The following is a 16,906-nucleotide window of genomic DNA, read 5'->3' as shown; positions in this document are numbered from 1 at the left end:
AGGCCGCAGCCACGGAGGGGGTCGAGATGAGTCACCACTCGGAATTAGGAACCGGTGGCGGGAGTCGTGAGATCGGATGACCGCGCCCGCCATCGGACTCGAAGCGAACGCCGACTTGCTCTACCGGACCATGCTCGGCCGACGCCACTGGACCACGACCGAACTGGTCGGACGGCTGGGCTGGTCCGCCGACCGGCTCAGCGCGGTGATCGACGACCTCAGCCGTGAGGGACTGGTCGCCGAGTCCGCCGAACAGGCGGGCGCGCTGCGGGCCGTCGAACCCTGTCTCGCCCTGCCTGCCATGGTGGCGCGCAGGTTCCGGGGTCCGGCCCGCGACGGTCTGCCGCCCGCCGACGAGGTCGCCCGCTTCGTCGCGATGAACCAGCCCCCGGCGGGCCGGGGCGGTGAGTGGTCGCGGTTCGACGGGCTCGACGACGTGGCCTCGTTCGTCGAGCGGATGGCCGCGACCGTCCGGGGCGAGGTCGTACAGCTGGTCCCCACGTTCGTGCCCGGCTCGTTCGAGTTCTCCCGCCAGGTCGCCGAGGCGGTCCTGCGGCGCGGCGCGACACTGCGCGTCGTGTGGAGCTCGAAGGTGCTGGAGGAGCCCGCCGCCGCCGAGCACGCGAAGTGGCTCGCGGTCCGGTGGTCGGCGCCGCGGGTGGTCGACCACGTGCCGATGCGCGTGACCCTGGTGGACGGCGCCACCGCGGTCGTCCACGACGACGAGGGCCAGGCCGGGGTCATCCAGAGCACCCGGGCGCTGGACTCACTGAGCCTGATCGCCGATCGGTTGTGGCGCAACGGTGTCGAGGTCGGCAGCGCCCATGTCCATGACGACATGCGGTCCAGCGGCGCCCGCAATGAGATGGTCCTGCGGCTGCTGGCCGATGGCCTGACCGACGACGCCATCGCGCGCCGGATCGGGGTCAGCGTGCGCACCGTGCGCAACGACGTCGCCGGGGCGATGGCCGGACTCCAGGCCCGCAGCAGGTTCCAGGCGGGCGTGCGCGCGGTCCAATTGGGACTCGTCTGAGTCGGTTCCGCCGATACGCCTCACCGGCCTCACGGGCCGCGGTAGACAAGCCGATACGCGTCAGCGGCCCGATGGGCCTCAGTGGACAAACTGCGCGGAGAAGCCGCCACCGGTCATGCCGTGGCGGCTTCGTGCTGTCCTCAATGGACTCCGCAATTCGGCGAAACTGTCGCGACGCAAGTGTTTGCAGCATTGTGCAGCGCCCTTGAACGCGTCGGCCGATCGCGGTGAAGTAGGTGTCGACAGAGACGGCATCGCGAAGATCGGACGGGCGGAGAACGTCATGACTTCAGGTTTGTCCCCGGCGGGGCACCCGAGTGGACCGCCTCGGCGCAGGGTGGTGGTCACCGGTCTCGGTGTGTTCTCCAGCATCGGCACCGGTGCGGTGGAGTTCGTCGACGGTCTGCGCGCGGGCCGCAGCGGCGCTCGGCCGATCTCCGTGTTCGACACAGCGGGCTATGCGCACGCCAACGGCTGCGAGGTAGCGGATTTCGTGCCCGGCAACTGGATCCACACGCTGGACCCGGCCACGCTCGGTCGCGCGACCCAGTTCTCCGTCGCCGCGGCGGGCATGGCGGTGCGCGATGCCGGACTCGACCCGGAACACCTGCGGGCCAGGCATGGAGTCATCTCGGTGGGCACCACCGACGGCGAGTCACGTGACCTCGACCAGCTCGTGGAGACCGAGGTCCGCCGCGGTCCGGAGCACATGGACCCGGTGCAGACCAGCCGGGTGCCCGCGGGCAGGCTCTCCGCGGCCATCGCCCAGGAGCTGGGTCTGTCCGATGTGGAGGCGGTCACGTTGCCCACCGCCTGCGCGGCGGGCAACTACGCCATCGGCTACGGATTCGACGCGGTCCGCTCCGGCGAGGCGGAGTTCGCCCTCTGCGGCGGCGCGGACGCGATGTGCCGCAAGACTTTCACCGGTTTCTACCGACTCGGCACGATAGCGCCGGAGCGCTGCCAGCCATTCGATGTCGACCGCAAGGGCATCCTCACCGGTGAGGGCGCCGGGATTCTCCTGCTGGAGAGCCTCGAATCGGCGCTGGCCCGTGGCGCGCGCATCTACGCCGAGGTGCTCGGCTATGGGCTCAACTGCGACGCCTACCACCAGGTCGCCCCCAACCAGGACAGCGTCGCGGAGTGCATGCGCCGGGCCTTGGAGAACGCGGGCGTCAAGCCGGGCGAGGTCGACCTGGTTTCCGCGCACGGCACCGGGACCAAGGCCAACGACGTGACCGAGTCGCGGGCGATCCGGCATGTGTTCGGCGACGAGCCGCCGCGCACCATCTCCATCAAGTCGATGATCGGGCACACCATGGGCGCCGCCAGCGCGCTCGCCGCGATCGCCTGTGCGCTGGCCATCACCGAAGGCTTCATCCCGCCGACGATCAACCACACCGAGACCGACCCGGAGTGCGACGTCGACTGCGTGCCGAATCACGCGGTGCCCGCCGACCTGAAGATCGTGCAGAACAACGGTCTCGCGTTCGGCGGGAACAACTCGGTGGTCATTCTCGGCAAGTACGAGGAGCGCATCTCATGAGCTGGTACATCACCGGCTCCGGCGCGGTAGCCAGCGTCGGACGCGGGGTCGAGCAACTGTTCACCAACCTGTGCCTGGGCCAGACCGGGCTCGCGCCGCTGCGCGGGTTCGACCACGAGCCGTACCGGGCGCGCAGCGCCTACGAGATCGACAACCGGCCGGAGCCGGGCCGGGACGTGCCCGGTCGGGCGACCGGCGTGCTGGTCGAGGCGATCACCGAAGCGGCCCGCGGCGCGGGCATTGAGGACCTGACCGACGTGCCGATCCTGGTCGGCACCGGACTGCGCGAGCTGCGTTCGCTCGAACTGTGGTGGCGCGACGGCGTGGACTTCAGCGCCGACCGGCTGCATTTCGGCACCGCGCTGCGCGAGCGTCTCGGCGCGGAGATCACCTACACCTTTTCCAACGCGTGCTCGGCTTCGCTCTACGCGCTGGCCATGGGCAGCGACCTGCTTGCCCTCGACGCCGCGGACACCGTGATCGTGGCGGGCGTCGACGTGCTGACCGAGAGCATGCACGGACTGCTGGAGCGGGTGCACGCCACGCCGCCGGACCGGGTCCGGCCGTTCGACCGCAACCGAACCGGCGTGCTGATGGGCGACGGCGCGGCGGCGGTCGTGCTGCGCCGCGAACCAGGCGCCCGGCCGCATGGGCTGCTGCGTTCGGTCTCGGTCAACTGCGACGCCTTCCACGTCACCGCACCGGACCCGGCGGGCATCGCGAGCGCGATGCGCGCCTCGCACGACCTGGCGGGCGTCAAGCCCGAGGACATCGACCTGGTGCTGCTGCACGGCACCGGAACGCTGCTCAACGACGAGGCCGAGGCCACGGCCATGGCCGAGGTGTTCGGCGAGCACGCGGGCGGGCCGCTGATGACGGCCATCAAGTCGATGACCGGCCACACCTCGGGCGCCTCCGGGCTGATGAACCTGGTGGTGGGCTTGGAATCGCTGAGTTCGGGCGTGGTCCCGCCGGTGGTCGGGCTGAGCGACCCGGTCGACGAGGCGGCGGATTTCCGGTTCGTGCTCGGCGAAGCCGCCACCGCGGATGTGTCGGTGGCGCAGCTCAACGCATTCGGCTTCGGGGGCATCAATGCTGTCGCGATCGTGGAGGCTGTTCGATGAAGGTTGTCGTCACTGGGGTCGGTGTCACGCTCCCGCGGGCAAGCTCGGCACAGAGCCTGCTCACGGCGGTGGCGCGGACAGCTGAGCCGGTGAATCCGGCGACGCGGGTCGGCAAGAAGGGCCTGCGCTACAAAGACCGGGCCACCCAACTCGGCTACTGCGCGGCCGACGCGGCCCTGCGCGACGCGGGCCTGCTGTCGGAGACCGGGCTGGCCGTCGCGGACAGCACGGTCGGCGTGGTCGCCAGCTCGAACCTCGGCAACGTCGACACGGTGACCGGCGCCCTCGACACCATCGCCGCCGAGACCACCATGGGCACCAGCCCGATGCAGCTGCCGAACGCGTCGAGCAATGTGATCGCGACGTCGGTGGCGATCCGCTTCGGGCTGCGTGGACCGAACCTGATGGTGTGCAACGGCGCCACGTCCGGGCTGGACGCGGTGTTCTGGGCGGCGAACATGATCTCGGCGGGCCGGGTGGCCCGGGTCCTCGTGCTCGGTGTCGAGCCGGACAACGAGGCGGTGCGCAAGCTTCTCGGCGGTCGCCGGGCCGTCGACGGCGCGGTCGGTCTGGTGCTTGAGGACGCCGACGCCGCGGCCGAGCGCGGTGCCCGGGTGCACGCCGAGATCGGCCGCTACGTGCGGGCGGGCGGGGTGCGCAAGTGCGTCGACCGACTGTCCGATATGGACGGCGGGGTGCCCGCGCTGCTGCAGCTGCCCGAGACCGGTGGCGCGGTTGTGCCGTCGGAGATCCTCGACGGCGTGCCCCGCTACGACCTGGCCAAGACGTGGGGCGTGACCTCGGGAGCGCTCGGCGTCATGCAGTGCGCCGCGACGATCGGCTGGTTCGCGGGTCGCGGGGCCGGTCCGGTCTACGTGCTCGCGGGCAGCGACGACGACGACGCCACCGCCGGTCTGGTATTGCAGCGGGCCGAGGCGCCCTGATGAGCCTGGCGACCGAGGTCGAGCGGCCGGTGGTGCTGCGCAGGCACACCACCGGCGACCGCGCCCGGCTTCTGCTGCTGCACGGCCTGGCCAACAGCGCCACGGTGTGGCACGGCTTCGTCGAGCGGGCCGATCCCGACTTGGACATCTGGTCGGCCGACCTGCCGTGGCGCGGCGAGGGCGTCCCGGGCTGGAGTGGCCGCGGCGACCTGCCGGGCTGGGTCGCCGAGGCCCTGCGCGAGGTTCCCGGCGGCGCGGGCGTGGTCGTGGCCCACTCCTTCTCGGCGAACCTGCTGCTCGCCCTGCTCGACCGCGAGCTGGCCGCGGGCCTCGACCCGTTCGAACGCTATGGCATCCACGGCCTGGTGCTGGTCTCGCCGTTCTACCGGGCCGACCCCGAGGCGTTCGAGTGGGCCGACATCTCGCGGTACCTCAACGACTTCCACCTGATCATGGAGGACGGCATCCGGGTGCACGCGGCGGGCCGGATCAGCGACCGGCTGTGCCGGGACATGGCCTACCGGGTGCGCGACCAGGTCGGCCCGTATGGCTGGACCCGCTTCTTCCAGACCTATTTGGACACACCGTGGCTGCGCACCGACGCGATGCGGGTGCCTTGTCTGGTGCTGTCGGGGGAAAACGACTTCGCCGCGCTGCCGGGCGAGGCGGTCGAACTGGCCGCCAGGCTGCCCGAAGCCCGTGCCAGGGTGCTGCCCGGCTGCGGCCACTTCCTGATGTCCGAACAGCCCGCGAGCTTCGCCGCAGCCGTCGCGGAGTTCGCCACCGCACTACCGACCGGAGGCCGACCGGCGTCCGGGTCCCGACCAGTAGGGGAGCACATCCGATGACCGCGGTCGCCGAGTCCATCACCCACGCGCTGTTGACCACCCCCACCACGGTGGCGCTGCGGCCGAGGTACGAGGGCAACAACATCTGCACGTGGATCGGCTTCAAGCACGTCAACTACCTCGTCGAGGAAGCCGTGCTGGAGCACTTCCGCGCCGCCGGGCTGGCCAGCAGGCGGCTCTACGAGGAGTTCGGCCTCGGGCTCGACATCGTCGCGATCGACACCCGCATCCTCAACGCGTTCCACCTCGACGACATCGGTGTCGCCACGGTGCGCCCGACCGTCGTGGACGGCTCGGACAAGCTGACCTTCGCGGTCACCATCGTCAAGGACGGCGGCGAGACCAAGGACGTCACCGCAAAGGTGACCGTCGCGCTGCGCAAGGACTCCTACATCGAGCCGACCGACGACTACCCGGCCGACCTCGACAGGTTCGTGGTGGCCAGGATCGCCACCGCCGAACCGGGCGCGCAGGTCGCCGTCGCGGACAACACCGCGCTCGGCGCCGGGCGCGGCACCAGCGCGGGCGATGACCCGGTGCTGGCGCACCTGACCGCGGGCCGCAACGCCTTCGGCTGGAAGTGGCGCATCCCCTACCCGTACTGCCACAACAACGAGCGCCTGCAGATGTCGGGCTACCTGCGGCAGATGGAGGAGGTCGTCGACCTGTTCCTCGCCGACCGCGGGATCTCCATCAAGACGCTGCTCGACGACCGCCGGTGGATCCCCGTCGTGCCGCACTCGAAGATCGAGTTTCTCGACGAGGCGCTGATGGAGGAGGACCTCTACACCGTCTACACCGTCGAGGAGATCTTCAAGGACTTCACCTACCGGTCCAGGATGGACACCTACGTGGTGCGCGAGGGCAGGCTGGTGCAGACCTCGACCGGCACCATCACGCACGGCTACGCGGTGATCGAGAACCGGCGCGACTGGAAGCTGGTGCCCTTCGACCAGCGCGTGCTCGACGCGTTCCGGCGGGTGAACCCGGCGTGAGCGCGAGCGGGGTGACCGACACCGCGCCCGGCCACCTGCTGGTGGCCTCGCGCGGACCGTGGTCCGGGCCGGGCGCGGCCCGGTTCCTGTCCGACGCCGCGGCACTGGCCGAGACCGGTGTCCCGGTCACGGTCGTGCTGATCGGCGACGGGACACCGCTCGCCGCGGCGGGCGGCACGGTCGAGTTGGTCACCCTGCTCGACGCGGGCGGCGAGGTGTGGGTGGACCGGTTCAGCGCGGCGCAGCGCGGTATCGCGGCCATGGCTCTGCCCGCGGGCACGCGGTGGGTCGACATGGACGACGTCGCCGCGCGGCTGCTCGACCCGGACGTGCGGGCGGTGTGGCACTGATGGGCAGGCCGATCCCGCCGACCGACGTGCTCATCACCCTGATGGGCGCGCCGCATGCCGACGACACCGCCACCAGCGCGCTGCGGCTGGTGCAGGCGATGCTCAAGCAGGGCGCCCGGGTCCAGGTGTGGACCTGCGGCTACGCCACGATGCTCACCCAACGCACGCTCGGCGAGAGCAAGCCGCGCAACCTCGCCGACTGGTCGGTGGACTACCCGTCGACGACGGCTCTGGTGGCGGAGCTGCTCAACGCCTTTCCCGACAGTCTGTTCTGGTACGGCTGTCGGTTCTGCAGTGACGACCGGGGCGCCGCCGACCATCTCCCAGGGGTGGTGCTGCGGGCCCCGGCGAAGTACGCGGACAACGTCGCCGCGGCGGGCAAGACCCTGTTGCTGGGGGTGATCTGAGATGGCCGAGACCCTGGCGATCATGGAACGCGCCTACCGGGGCGCCGTGGAGAAGCAGTTCTTCGACGCCCTGTACCTCGCCGCCGAGCTGCACCGCCAGCTCGGCGGGATGGACCTGTTGCTGCGCGGGCCGGCGGTGAGCTACGCGGTGGCCGCCGCCGAGGTCGGCTCGATCGAGGTGGGCGGTCGGTTGGTCGACACCCTCACCGATCCGCGCCGCGACCTCATCCGGCTCCAGGACTCCGGTGTGGGCGTCTGGGTGGAGGAGGTCGACCTCGCTCCGTTCGGAGTGGACGGTCCGGCCGCGCTGCTTCCCGGTGTCCGCACGGCCGCCCCCGGCGAGTTGGCCAGACGCTGGCCCGACTACCGCACGGTGTGTTTCCTGTGACCGCGTTCATCCACGCACGAGAAGGAGTGAGTCTGCCGTGAACACCACGACGGTCGCGAGCAACCCGGTGATCACCGCATGGTCCGCGGTCTCCCCGTTCGGAATCGGCCGCGACGCCTTCGTCGACGGCCTGCACGCCGGGCGGGTGACGACCCGGGCACTGGACAAGCAGCAGTGGGCGGGCCCGGATGCCGAGGCCTGCCTGGTCCCCGACTTCACCGCGGCGGGTGCGCTGGGCAAGAAGGGCACCCGGTCGATGGACCGGGCCACCGGCCTTGCCGTGGCCACCGTCGGGCGGATGCTCGACGACCAGCCTCGCGGCCGTGAGATCGCGACCGGCGACCACGCCGCGCTCGTCCTCGGCACCACCACCGGCAGCGCGCAGAGCATGATGGACTTCACCCGCGACTCGATCACCGGTGAGAAGCCGTTCTTCGTCGACCCGGCCAGGTTCCCGAACACCGTGATGAACTGCGCGGCCGGGCAGTGCGCCATCTGGCACAAGCTGCGTGGTCCGAACGCGACTGTCGCGGGCGGAAGGGTGGCCGGGCTGCACGCGCTGAACTACGCGCGCAGGCTGCTGACCTCCGGCCGGGCGAACACCGCGCTGTGCGGCGCCGTCGAGGAGTACTCGGCGGCCCGGTCCTGGCTGGACCGCACCAGCAGGCAGGGCGACGCGCCCGTGCTCGGCGAGGGGTGCGCCATCCTGCAGGTCGAGCACGCCGATGACGAGTCCGTCGCCCGGCGGGCACTGGCCGAAGTCCTCGCTGTCGAGTTCGGCGCCTACACCGACGACTGCGCACCCGCCCTCGCCGCCTGCGTGCGCCGCGCACTGGAGCGCTCGGCCACCCCGGTCGCCGACTTGTGGGCGCTGGCGCCGTGCGGCACGGCCGGACCGGGCGAGCGCGACGCGCTGCGCGAGGTCCTCGGCGACACCGCCGGTGTCCGCACCCCCGACCTCACGTTGATCGGCGACACCGCCGGGGCCGCCTCGGCCATGCAGGTCACCGCGATCCTGGCGCTGGCCGAACGCGACCCGTCGGCCGCGGGTCGGACCGCGCTGATCACCGCGGTCGACGAAGGCGTGGTCGGCTGCGCGGTGCTACGCCTCGCGGGCCCCGCCGCCATCCCGAGCCAGGAGCGGCGGTGACCGCCGTCGTTCCGCGCTGGGAAGCGGAACTGCCTGACATCGACCTGGACTCGCGGGATCCCGAGGTTCGGCTCGCGCGGTTGCTCGACCCCGGCTCGCCGCGGCCCCTGAAGGCCGCGGACGCGAGCGGGGTGCACGCCGCCGTCGGCCGGATCGACGGCGTCAAGGTGGTCGCCTACTGCACCGACGCCACCCGGATGGGCGGGGCGATGGGTGTCGAGGGCTGTGCGCACATCGTGGCGGCGATCGACCTCGCGGTCCGCGAGCGTTGCCCGGTCCTCGGCGTGTGGCACTCGGGCGGCGCCCGACTGGCCGAGGGAGTCGAGGCCCTGCACGCCGTGGGCCAGGTGTTCGCGGCGATGATCAGGGCGTCGGGGAAGGTGCCCCAGGTCTCGGTGGTCCTCGGCCCGGCGGCGGGTGGCGCGGCGTACGGCCCGGCGCTCACCGACGTGGTGATCATGTCCCCGGCCGGGCGGGTGTTCGTCACCGGGCCGGAGGTTGTCCGCGGCGTCACCGGCGAGACCATCGACCAGGAAGGGCTTGGCGGCGCCGACGCGCACGGCCGCCGCTCCGGTGTGGTCCACGTGCTCGCCGACGACGAGGCCGACGCCTACGCCCGAGCCCGGCGGATCACCGGGCTCTTCGCCCGCCCCGGACTGTTCGACCTGGGCAGCGTGCAGGACTCGCGCGATCTGTCCACTCTGCTGCCCGAGCGGCCCCAGCGTGCCTATGACGTGAAGCCGGTGGTGCGCGGCGTGCTCGACGTCGACTCCCGCGGCCTGCCCGTGTTCGAGGAGCTGCAGGCGAAGTGGGCGCCGAACATCGTGGTCGGTCTCGGGCGGCTCGGCGGCCGCTCGGTCGGCGTGATCGCCAACAACCCTTTGCGCAAGGGCGGCTGCCTTGACTCGCTCTCGGCGGAGAAGGCGGCCCGTTTCGTCCGGATGTGCGACAGCTTCGGCGTGCCGCTGCTGGTGTTGGTCGACGTCCCCGGCTACCTGCCCGGCGTCAGCCAGGAGTGGGGCGGGGTCGTGCGCCGCGGCGCGAAGCTGCTCCACGCCTTCGCGGAGGCCGTCGTGCCGCGGGTGACGCTGGTGCTGCGCAAGTCCTACGGCGGCGCGTACATCGCGATGAACGGCCGCTCGCTTGGCGCCACGACGGTGTTCGCCTGGCCCGGCGCCGAGGTCGCCGTCATGGGCGCGAAGGCCGCCGTCGGGATCCTGCACCGAAAGAAGCTCGCCGCGGCGCCGGAGCACGAGCGCGACGCGCTGCTCGCGGACCTGGTCGCCGAACACGAGCGCGTCGCGGGCGGCGTCGAGCGCGCCATCGCGATCGGCGTGGTGGACGAGGTGATCGACCCAGCCCAGACCCGGCGCAGGCTCGCCGAAGCCCTCGCGGCCGCCCCCGCGGGCCGCGGCCACCACGGCAACATCCCACTGTAGTAAGTCCACTGTAGACAGTCCGTTGTAGGCAGTTCACAAGAGGAGAGTCCGATGACCCGGATCGCTGCACCCATGCTGGACAAGGAAGACCTGCGGCGCACCGTCGCGGCGGTGCTCGACGTCGATGTCGACGACGTCACCGACGACGCCTCGTTCGTCGACGACCTTGAGGTCGACTCGCTGATGGCCCTCGAGGTCGTCGTGGTGCTGGAGAAGAAGTACGGTGTCCGGCTGCGCGAGTCGGAGCTCAAGCAGGTCAGCTGCCTGACCAACGCCTACCAGCTCATGCACGACAAGCTGACGGCAGGCTGAGCATGGCCACCATCTGCTCCCCGGTCCGCGAGGGGATTCGCATCGACGAGCCGTGCGGCGAGCGGCTCCGGTCGAGCACCACGATCACCATCGACGAGGCGAACCCGATCTTCGCCGGGCACTACCCGGGCTTCCCGATCTTCCCCGGGGTCGGACTTGTCGAATGTGTGCACCGCAGCGCCCTGGCCACCGCGCCGGACAACCGCGATCTCGACCTGGTCGCCATCGAGTCGACCCGGTTCGTCGGGCCGACCTTTCCCGGGGACGAGCTGACCACGCACATCGAGTGGAAGCCCGCCGACGGCGGATGGACGTGCCTCGCGGTCATCTCCTCGCCGCGTGGCGAGGCCGCCAAGGTCCGGCTCCGCTACCGCGAGGGAGGACGGCCGTGATCACCGCCGCCGACATCCGCCGGGTGCTTCCGCACCGCTACCCGATGCTGCTGGTCGACGCCGTCACCGAACTCGTGCCCGGCGAGCGGCTGACCGCCCGCAAGGCCGTCACCGTCAACGAGCCGTGGTATGCCGGGCTGCCCGATGACCTGCGGGCCGAGCAGCTCGCCTACCCGGAGCTGCTGCTCCTCGAATCCTGGTGCCAGGCCGCGGGTCTGCTCGCCACCTGGGCCGAGCCGAACCCGGATGTGCTGGCGGGCAAGGTGATGCTCTTCGGCGGCATGTCCGACGTCCGGTATCTGCACCCGGTGCTGCCCGGCGACGTGGTCGAACACCGGGTGACCGTCCAGCGTGCGCTGTCGGACACCGTGATGTTCGAGGGGGAGTGCGCGGTCGACGGCGTGGCCGTGATGACCGTGTCCCGCATGGTGATGGCGTTTCGGCCCGCCGAGGTGCTTCGACCCGCTTCCCAGGATTCCTGACCGACACGACATGAGGAGACACCGATGACCGACGACACTGGGCGGGTGGCGCTGGTGAGCGGCGGCTCGCGCGGGATCGGCCGGGCCGCCGTGCTGCGGCTCGCGGCCGATGGCTACGACGTGGGATTCTGCTACCAGTCCAATGAGGACGCCGCGCGCGAGTTGGAGAAAACGGCCGGTGAACTCGGCGTCCGGGTCCACGCGGTTCGCGCCGACGTGTCCGACGCGGATTCCGTGCGCGGGCTGCTCGCCGAGATCAACGCCGAACTCGGCCCGCCGGACACCGTGGTCACCGCGGCGGGCATCACCAAGGACAACCCGCTGCTGATGATGCGCGACGAGGAGTGGAACAGCGTCATCGACGTCAACCTCACCGGCGTCTACAACGTCTGCCGCGCCGCGGTGTTCGAGATGATGAAGCGCAAGCGCGGAACCATCGTCAACATCTCCTCGGTGGCCGGTGTGTACGGCAATCCGACGCAGACCAACTACTCCGCCTCCAAGGCCGGGATCATCGGATTCTCCCGCGCGCTGGCCAAGGAGGTCGGGCGCTACGGCATCCGGGTCAACGTGGTCGCGCCCGGGTTCATCGACACCGACATGACCTCGGTGCTCTCGGCCAAGGTCAAGGACAACGCGATCGCCTCGATCCCGCTGGGCAGGCTCGGCACCGCCGACGAGGTGGCGGACCTGGTCGGCTACCTCGCGTCGGACCGGGCCGCCTACATCACCGGCGCCGTCTTCCAGATCGACGGCGGCATCACCATCTAGTGCCCCGCGGCACATCAGAACGGAGACGGCAGCCCATGGCCAAGAGACCACCTCGCTGGTACTTCTCGTTCCGCAGCCCGTACTCCTGGCTGGCATACCGGGACCTGATCGACACCTATCCCGACGTCGCCGCCGAGATCGAGTGGCGCCCGTTTTGGGAGCCGGAGCCGCGGCTGCGCGATCGGCTCGAGGCGGCGGGCGGCGGGTTCCCGTACGTCCCGATGTCGCGGGAGAAGCACCACTACATCCTGCAGGACGTCCGCAGGCTCGCCGTCGAGCGCGGGCTGTCGTTCTCCTGGCCGGTGGACCGCGAGCCGCGCTGGGAGGTCGCCCACCTCGGCTACCTGGTCGCCGCTGACCGCGGCCTCGGCCGGGAGTACATCGCCCAGGTGTACCGGGCCCGCTGGGAACTCGGCCTGGACATCTCCGACCCGCTCACGATCACCTCGATCGCCAGCGACCTCGGTACCGACCCGCGCGGGCTGGCCGACGCCGAGCGGTTCCCGGAGATTCAGGAGCGCGGTGTCGCCGCACTGCTGAACGTCAGCACCGACGGCGTGTTCGGCGTGCCGTTCTTCGCCCGCGGCTTCGACAAATTCTGGGGCCTGGACCGGCTTCCGGGCTTCGTCGCGGCGATGCGCGGGGCCGCGGCGGACGCCAAGTCGAGCGCGGTCGCCGAGATCACCAACGCCCCGGCCCTGGCTTCCACCGGCGACTTCGGTCACGCCGGCGGGTGCGGCTGAGACCTGACCGACCAGCACACCACACGAGGATGGATCGCCATGCCTGACTCCGGGTCGGGCCGTTTCCCGTTGACGGCCGCACAGTCGGGAATCTGGTACGCACAGCAACTGGATCCCGAGAATCCCATCTACAACGCGGGGGAGTACCTGGAGATCCAGGGCACCGTGGACGAGGCCCTGCTCGAGGAGGCGCTGCGACAGGTCGTCGCGGAAGCACAGACCCTGCGCGTGCGGATCGTCGCCGACCACGACGGGCCGTGGCAGGTGCTCGACCGCGAACCGCGCTGGTCGCTCGATATCGTCGACGTCAGCGCCGAGCCGGACCCCCGGGCCGCCGCTGTCGCGGCCATGCGGTCGGATTTGGGCAGGCCGGTCGACCCCGCACACGGGCCGCTGTTCCACTTCGCACTGTTTCGTGTGGACGGTGAACAGGATCTCCTCTACTACCGTTACCACCACGTCGTGGTCGACGGCTACGCCGTGGCGATGATCGCCCAGCGGATCGGCGAGGTCTACACCGCGCTGGCCGACGGCATCCCGGCGCGGGTCTCGCCATTCGCGCCGCTGTCGACGCTGGTCGCGCTCGACGCCGACTACCGGGCCTCGGAGAAGTTCGCCGCGGACAAGGAGTTCTGGCGGGAGGCGCTGGCGGGAGGCGCCGAGCCGGTGAGCCTGGCCGCGCGCAAGCCGACCATGGCGCACGGCCTGGTCCGGCACACCGAGTACCTCGCCGAGCCGATCGCCGACGCGCTGCGCGACCTCGCCAGGGAGGTCGGCGTCACCTGGCCGTCGGTGCTGATGGCGGCCGTGGGCGCGTATCTGCAGCGGTTCACCTCGGCGCCCGAGGTCGTGCTCGGGTTGCCGGTCACCACCCGCCTTGGCAAGTCCGCCAGGTCGGCGCCCGGCATGGTGTCCAACGTCGTGCCGCTGCGCCTGGCGGTCACGCCGGGCGACAGCGTCGCGGATCTGCTGGCGCACACGTCGGAACAGCTTCGGTCGGCGATGCGCCACCAGCGCTACCGCTACGAGGACCTGCGCCGCGACCGCGGGCTGCTCGGCGACGAGCGGCGCCTGGTCGGGCCCGAGGTCAACGTGATGATGTTCGACTACGACCTCAAGTTCGGCACGCACCGCGCGCTCGTGCACAACCTGTCGATCGGCCCGTCCGACGACCTCTCGGTCAACGTCTACGACCGGGGCGACGGCCGGGGGCTGCAGATCGACTTCGACGCGAACCCGGAGCTCTACGCCGACGAGGAGATCGCCGCGCACCAGCGCCGGTTCGCCGCGTTCCTGGCGAACCTCGCCGCGGCCGGGCCGCGGCGGTCGGTCGGCACCGTGGCGGCACTGCTGCCCGGGGAGCATGACCTGGTCGTCACCGCGTTCAACGACACCTCGGCGCCGGTCGCCGCCGACACCCTGACCGAACTGCTGCGGCGGCAGGCGGAGCGCTCGCCCGAGAGCACGGCCGTGGTGTTCGAGGGGTCGGCGATCACCTACGCCGAACTGCACGCCAGGGCGAACCGGCTCGCGCACGTCCTGGTCGCGAGCGGCGCGGGTCCCGAGCGGGTGGTCGCACTGGCCCTGCCGCGTTCGGTGGACCTGATCGTCGCGCTGCTCGCCACCCTCAAGTCCGGCGCGGCCTACCTGCCCATCGACCCGGACTACCCGGCCGACCGGATCGCGTTCACCCTGGCGGACGCGCGGCCCGCGCTGCTGCTGGCGACCACGGCCACGGTGGCGGTCCTGCCCGCCGACCTCGACGTCGAGGTCCTGGTGGTGGACGGGCCGGACGCAAGCCGGATCACCGACCGGCAGGCGCACCCGCCCGCGGTGTCGGTGGATCCGGCGAACCCGGCGTACATGATCTACACCTCCGGATCGACCGGGCGGCCCAAGGGCGTGCTGGTGCCGCACGAGGGGATCGTCAACCGGCTCAGGTGGATGCAGCACCGGTACCAGCTGACCGCGCGGGACCGGGTGCTGCAGAAGACCCCGTCCGGATTCGACGTGTCGGTGTGGGAGTTCTTCTGGCCGCTCATCGAGGGCGCCACGCTGGTGCTCGCCCGGCCGGAGGGCCACCGCGAGCCCGCCTACCTGGCCGAGCTGATCCGCGACGCGCGGGTGAGCACGCTGCACTTCGTGCCGTCGATGCTGCAGGTCTTCCTGGCCGAACCGACCGCGGCCGAGTGCACCGGGCTGCGCCAGGTCATGTGCAGCGGCGAGGCGCTGCCCGAGGAGGTGGCGGCCCAATTCCACCAGACCCTGCCGGGCGTCGCGCTGCACAACCTCTACGGGCCGACCGAGGCGTCGGTCGACGTCACGTCGTGGGAGTGCGCCGACGCGCCGGGTCCGGTGCCGATCGGCGCGCCGGTGTGGAACACGAGCACCTATGTGCTCGACGCCGCGCTGAACCCGCTGCCCGTCGGCGTCGTCGGCGAGCTCTACCTGGCGGGCGTGCAGCTCGCCCGCGGCTACCACGACCGGTGGGCGCTCACCGCGGAGCGTTTCGTCGCGAACCCGCTGGGGCCGCCGGGATCGCGGATGTACCGCACCGGCGACCTGGCCCGCTGGGACGCCACCGGCAACCTGCACTACGCCGGACGGGCCGACCACCAGGTGAAGATCCGCGGGCTGCGTATCGAGCTCGGCGAGATCGAGACCGTGCTGGCCAGGCAGGACGGCGTCGCGACGGCCGCGGTGATCGTGCGTGAGGACCGGCCGGGGGACAAGCGCCTGGTCGGCTACCTGGTCCCGGACGACGGCCGCGCTCCCGATCTCGACCAGGTGCGCGCGGCCCTGGCCGGTGCGCTGCCCGATTACATGGTGCCCTCGGCGTTCCTCGTGCTCCCCGCGCTTCCACTGAGTTCCAACGGGAAGCTGGACCGCAAAGCACTGCCCGCGCCCGATATCGCGTCCACTGTGTCAGCCCGGGGGCCGCGCACCCCGCAGGAGGAGATCCTCGCCGGGCTGTTCGCGGAGGTGCTCGGCCTGCCGAGGGTCGGGGTCGACGACAACTTCTTCGACCTCGGCGGGCACTCGCTGCTGGCCACCAAACTGATCAACAAGATCAGGTCCGCGTTCGGCGTCACGCTGACGATCCGCACGGTGTTCGAAGCCCCGACCGTGGCGATGATGGTCGGGAAGCTGGACTCCGACGCGCGGGCCTCCGACGCGCTCGACGTGCTGCTTCCGTTGCGGCCGCACGGTGATCGGCCCGCGGTGTTCTGCGTCCACCCGGCGGGCGGGCTGTCCTGGTGCTACGCCGGGCTGATCAAGTACCTGGAGGGCGGGTATCCGATCTACGGCCTGCAGGCGCGCGGACTCGACGGCGATGAGCGACTGCCGGGCAGCTTCGCCGAGACCGCCGCCGACTATCTGCGGCTGATCCGCGAGGTCCAGCCGACTGGTCCCTACCATTTCGTCGGCTATTCCTCGGGGGGAATCCTGGCGCAGGTCATGGCCGCGCAACTGGAGGCGGCGGGCGAACAGGTCGGCCTGGTGGCGATCCTGGACACCTATCCCGGGCAGACACTCGCCGAGCTCGGCGAGCAGGACGTGCTCGCCGACCTGCTCAGCTGGGTCGGCTACGACCGGCGCCACCTGGGCCGCAAGCCGCTGACCCACCAGAAGGTCACCGACACGCTGCGCAAGCTGGGCAGTTCCCTGGCGAGTCTTGAGCAGCGGCACATCGAGGCGATCGGGCGGATCTACGCCAACAACCGAAACCTCGTCCACGAGAGCGTCCCCTCGTTCTACAACGGCGACGTGGTCGTCATCGCCGCGACTCTCGACAAGATCGACATCTCGCCGACCCCGGAAACGTGGCGGCCCTATGTCGGCGGCCGGATCAAGACCCGCCGGGTCGACCGCAAGCACACCGATCTGATGAAGCCAGGACCGCTGGCGGAAATCGGCGGAATTCTCGCGGAAGAACTGCGAGAAATCCACGGAGAATAATTCGAGAATCGAGGAGGCTCGA

General features: G+C 71.0%; 17 protein-coding genes. All 17 read left to right on the top strand.

Translation table 11 applies throughout. The features are described 5' to 3' along the window. Nucleotides 1-76 precede the first annotated feature (76 nt). The 17 genes from ACUZ2Y_RS05320 (at nucleotide 77) to ACUZ2Y_RS05240 (ending at nucleotide 16,884) form a co-directional block, all read left to right on the top strand. Nucleotides 77-1,033: a LuxR C-terminal-related transcriptional regulator gene (locus tag ACUZ2Y_RS05320; protein WP_476327473.1), complete on the top strand. Its 957-nt coding sequence runs from the start codon at nucleotides 77-79 to the stop codon at nucleotides 1,031-1,033. A 283-nt stretch (nucleotides 1,034-1,316) separates the two neighbouring features. Next, nucleotides 1,317-2,579, top strand: a complete 1,263-nt coding sequence (locus ACUZ2Y_RS05315; protein ID WP_476327471.1) for a beta-ketoacyl-[acyl-carrier-protein] synthase family protein — start codon at nucleotides 1,317-1,319, stop codon at nucleotides 2,577-2,579. Beyond that, on the top strand, nucleotides 2,576-3,703 hold the full coding sequence (locus ACUZ2Y_RS05310; protein ID WP_476327469.1) for a beta-ketoacyl synthase N-terminal-like domain-containing protein: 1,128 nt from the start codon (nucleotides 2,576-2,578) through the stop codon (nucleotides 3,701-3,703). The genes ACUZ2Y_RS05315 and ACUZ2Y_RS05310 overlap by 4 nt, the downstream gene beginning before the upstream one ends. Further along, nucleotides 3,700-4,647 carry a beta-ketoacyl synthase N-terminal-like domain-containing protein gene (locus ACUZ2Y_RS05305; RefSeq protein ID WP_476327468.1) on the top strand — a complete coding sequence of 316 codons (948 nt, stop codon included), beginning with the start codon at nucleotides 3,700-3,702 and terminating at the stop codon, nucleotides 4,645-4,647. Before ACUZ2Y_RS05310 ends, ACUZ2Y_RS05305 begins: the two co-directional genes overlap by 4 nt. Then, nucleotides 4,647-5,495, top strand: coding sequence for an alpha/beta fold hydrolase (locus tag ACUZ2Y_RS05300; RefSeq protein ID WP_476327466.1), 849 nt, complete (start codon nucleotides 4,647-4,649; stop codon nucleotides 5,493-5,495). Before ACUZ2Y_RS05305 ends, ACUZ2Y_RS05300 begins: the two co-directional genes overlap by 1 nt. After that, nucleotides 5,492-6,490, top strand: a complete 999-nt coding sequence (locus ACUZ2Y_RS05295; protein ID WP_476327464.1) for a thioesterase family protein — start codon at nucleotides 5,492-5,494, stop codon at nucleotides 6,488-6,490. The genes ACUZ2Y_RS05300 and ACUZ2Y_RS05295 overlap by 4 nt, the downstream gene beginning before the upstream one ends. Beyond that, nucleotides 6,487-6,840 (top strand): hypothetical protein, encoded by a 354-nt coding sequence (locus ACUZ2Y_RS05290; RefSeq protein WP_476327462.1) that lies wholly within the window; start codon nucleotides 6,487-6,489, stop codon nucleotides 6,838-6,840. The genes ACUZ2Y_RS05295 and ACUZ2Y_RS05290 overlap by 4 nt, the downstream gene beginning before the upstream one ends. After that, complete coding sequence (locus ACUZ2Y_RS05285) at nucleotides 6,840-7,247, top strand: hypothetical protein (protein ID WP_476327460.1); 408 nt, start codon at nucleotides 6,840-6,842, stop codon at nucleotides 7,245-7,247. Before ACUZ2Y_RS05290 ends, ACUZ2Y_RS05285 begins: the two co-directional genes overlap by 1 nt. A 1-nt stretch (nucleotide 7,248) precedes the next feature. Beyond that, the gene (locus ACUZ2Y_RS05280) at nucleotides 7,249-7,635 is read left to right on the top strand and encodes a hypothetical protein (RefSeq protein WP_476327458.1); all 387 of its coding nucleotides are present in this window, start codon (nucleotides 7,249-7,251) and stop codon (nucleotides 7,633-7,635) included. A 37-nt stretch (nucleotides 7,636-7,672) separates the two neighbouring features. Further along, nucleotides 7,673-8,785 carry a beta-ketoacyl synthase N-terminal-like domain-containing protein gene (locus tag ACUZ2Y_RS05275; RefSeq protein ID WP_476327456.1) on the top strand — a complete coding sequence of 371 codons (1,113 nt, stop codon included), beginning with the start codon at nucleotides 7,673-7,675 and terminating at the stop codon, nucleotides 8,783-8,785. Next, the gene (locus ACUZ2Y_RS05270; RefSeq protein ID WP_476327454.1) at nucleotides 8,782-10,224 is read left to right on the top strand and encodes an acyl-CoA carboxylase subunit beta; all 1,443 of its coding nucleotides are present in this window, start codon (nucleotides 8,782-8,784) and stop codon (nucleotides 10,222-10,224) included. Before ACUZ2Y_RS05275 ends, ACUZ2Y_RS05270 begins: the two co-directional genes overlap by 4 nt. Before the next feature lie 51 nt (nucleotides 10,225-10,275). After that, nucleotides 10,276-10,536 carry a phosphopantetheine-binding protein gene (locus ACUZ2Y_RS05265; protein ID WP_476327452.1) on the top strand — a complete coding sequence of 87 codons (261 nt, stop codon included), beginning with the start codon at nucleotides 10,276-10,278 and terminating at the stop codon, nucleotides 10,534-10,536. Between the two features lie 2 nt (nucleotides 10,537-10,538). Next, a complete protein-coding gene (locus tag ACUZ2Y_RS05260) occupies nucleotides 10,539-10,928 on the top strand; it encodes a 3-hydroxyacyl-ACP dehydratase FabZ family protein (protein WP_476327450.1) in 390 nt (129 codons plus the stop codon). Continuing rightward, complete coding sequence (locus ACUZ2Y_RS05255) at nucleotides 10,925-11,410, top strand: 3-hydroxyacyl-ACP dehydratase FabZ family protein (RefSeq protein WP_476327448.1); 486 nt, start codon at nucleotides 10,925-10,927, stop codon at nucleotides 11,408-11,410. Before ACUZ2Y_RS05260 ends, ACUZ2Y_RS05255 begins: the two co-directional genes overlap by 4 nt. A 24-nt stretch (nucleotides 11,411-11,434) precedes the next feature. Beyond that, nucleotides 11,435-12,181, top strand: a complete 747-nt coding sequence (gene fabG / locus ACUZ2Y_RS05250) for a 3-oxoacyl-[acyl-carrier-protein] reductase (protein WP_476327446.1) — start codon at nucleotides 11,435-11,437, stop codon at nucleotides 12,179-12,181. Between the two features lie 35 nt (nucleotides 12,182-12,216). After that, on the top strand, nucleotides 12,217-12,924 hold the full coding sequence (locus ACUZ2Y_RS05245; RefSeq protein ID WP_476327444.1) for a DsbA family protein: 708 nt from the start codon (nucleotides 12,217-12,219) through the stop codon (nucleotides 12,922-12,924). 39 nt (nucleotides 12,925-12,963) lie between these two features. Continuing rightward, nucleotides 12,964-16,884, top strand: coding sequence for an amino acid adenylation domain-containing protein (locus tag ACUZ2Y_RS05240; protein ID WP_476327442.1), 3,921 nt, complete (start codon nucleotides 12,964-12,966; stop codon nucleotides 16,882-16,884). Nucleotides 16,885-16,906: the final 22 nt, after the last annotated feature.

The organism is Actinokineospora sp. UV203 (assembly GCF_056323665.1).
The sequence above is the reverse complement of the archived record's forward strand: the minus strand, read 5'-3'. Positions and strand labels throughout refer to the sequence as shown.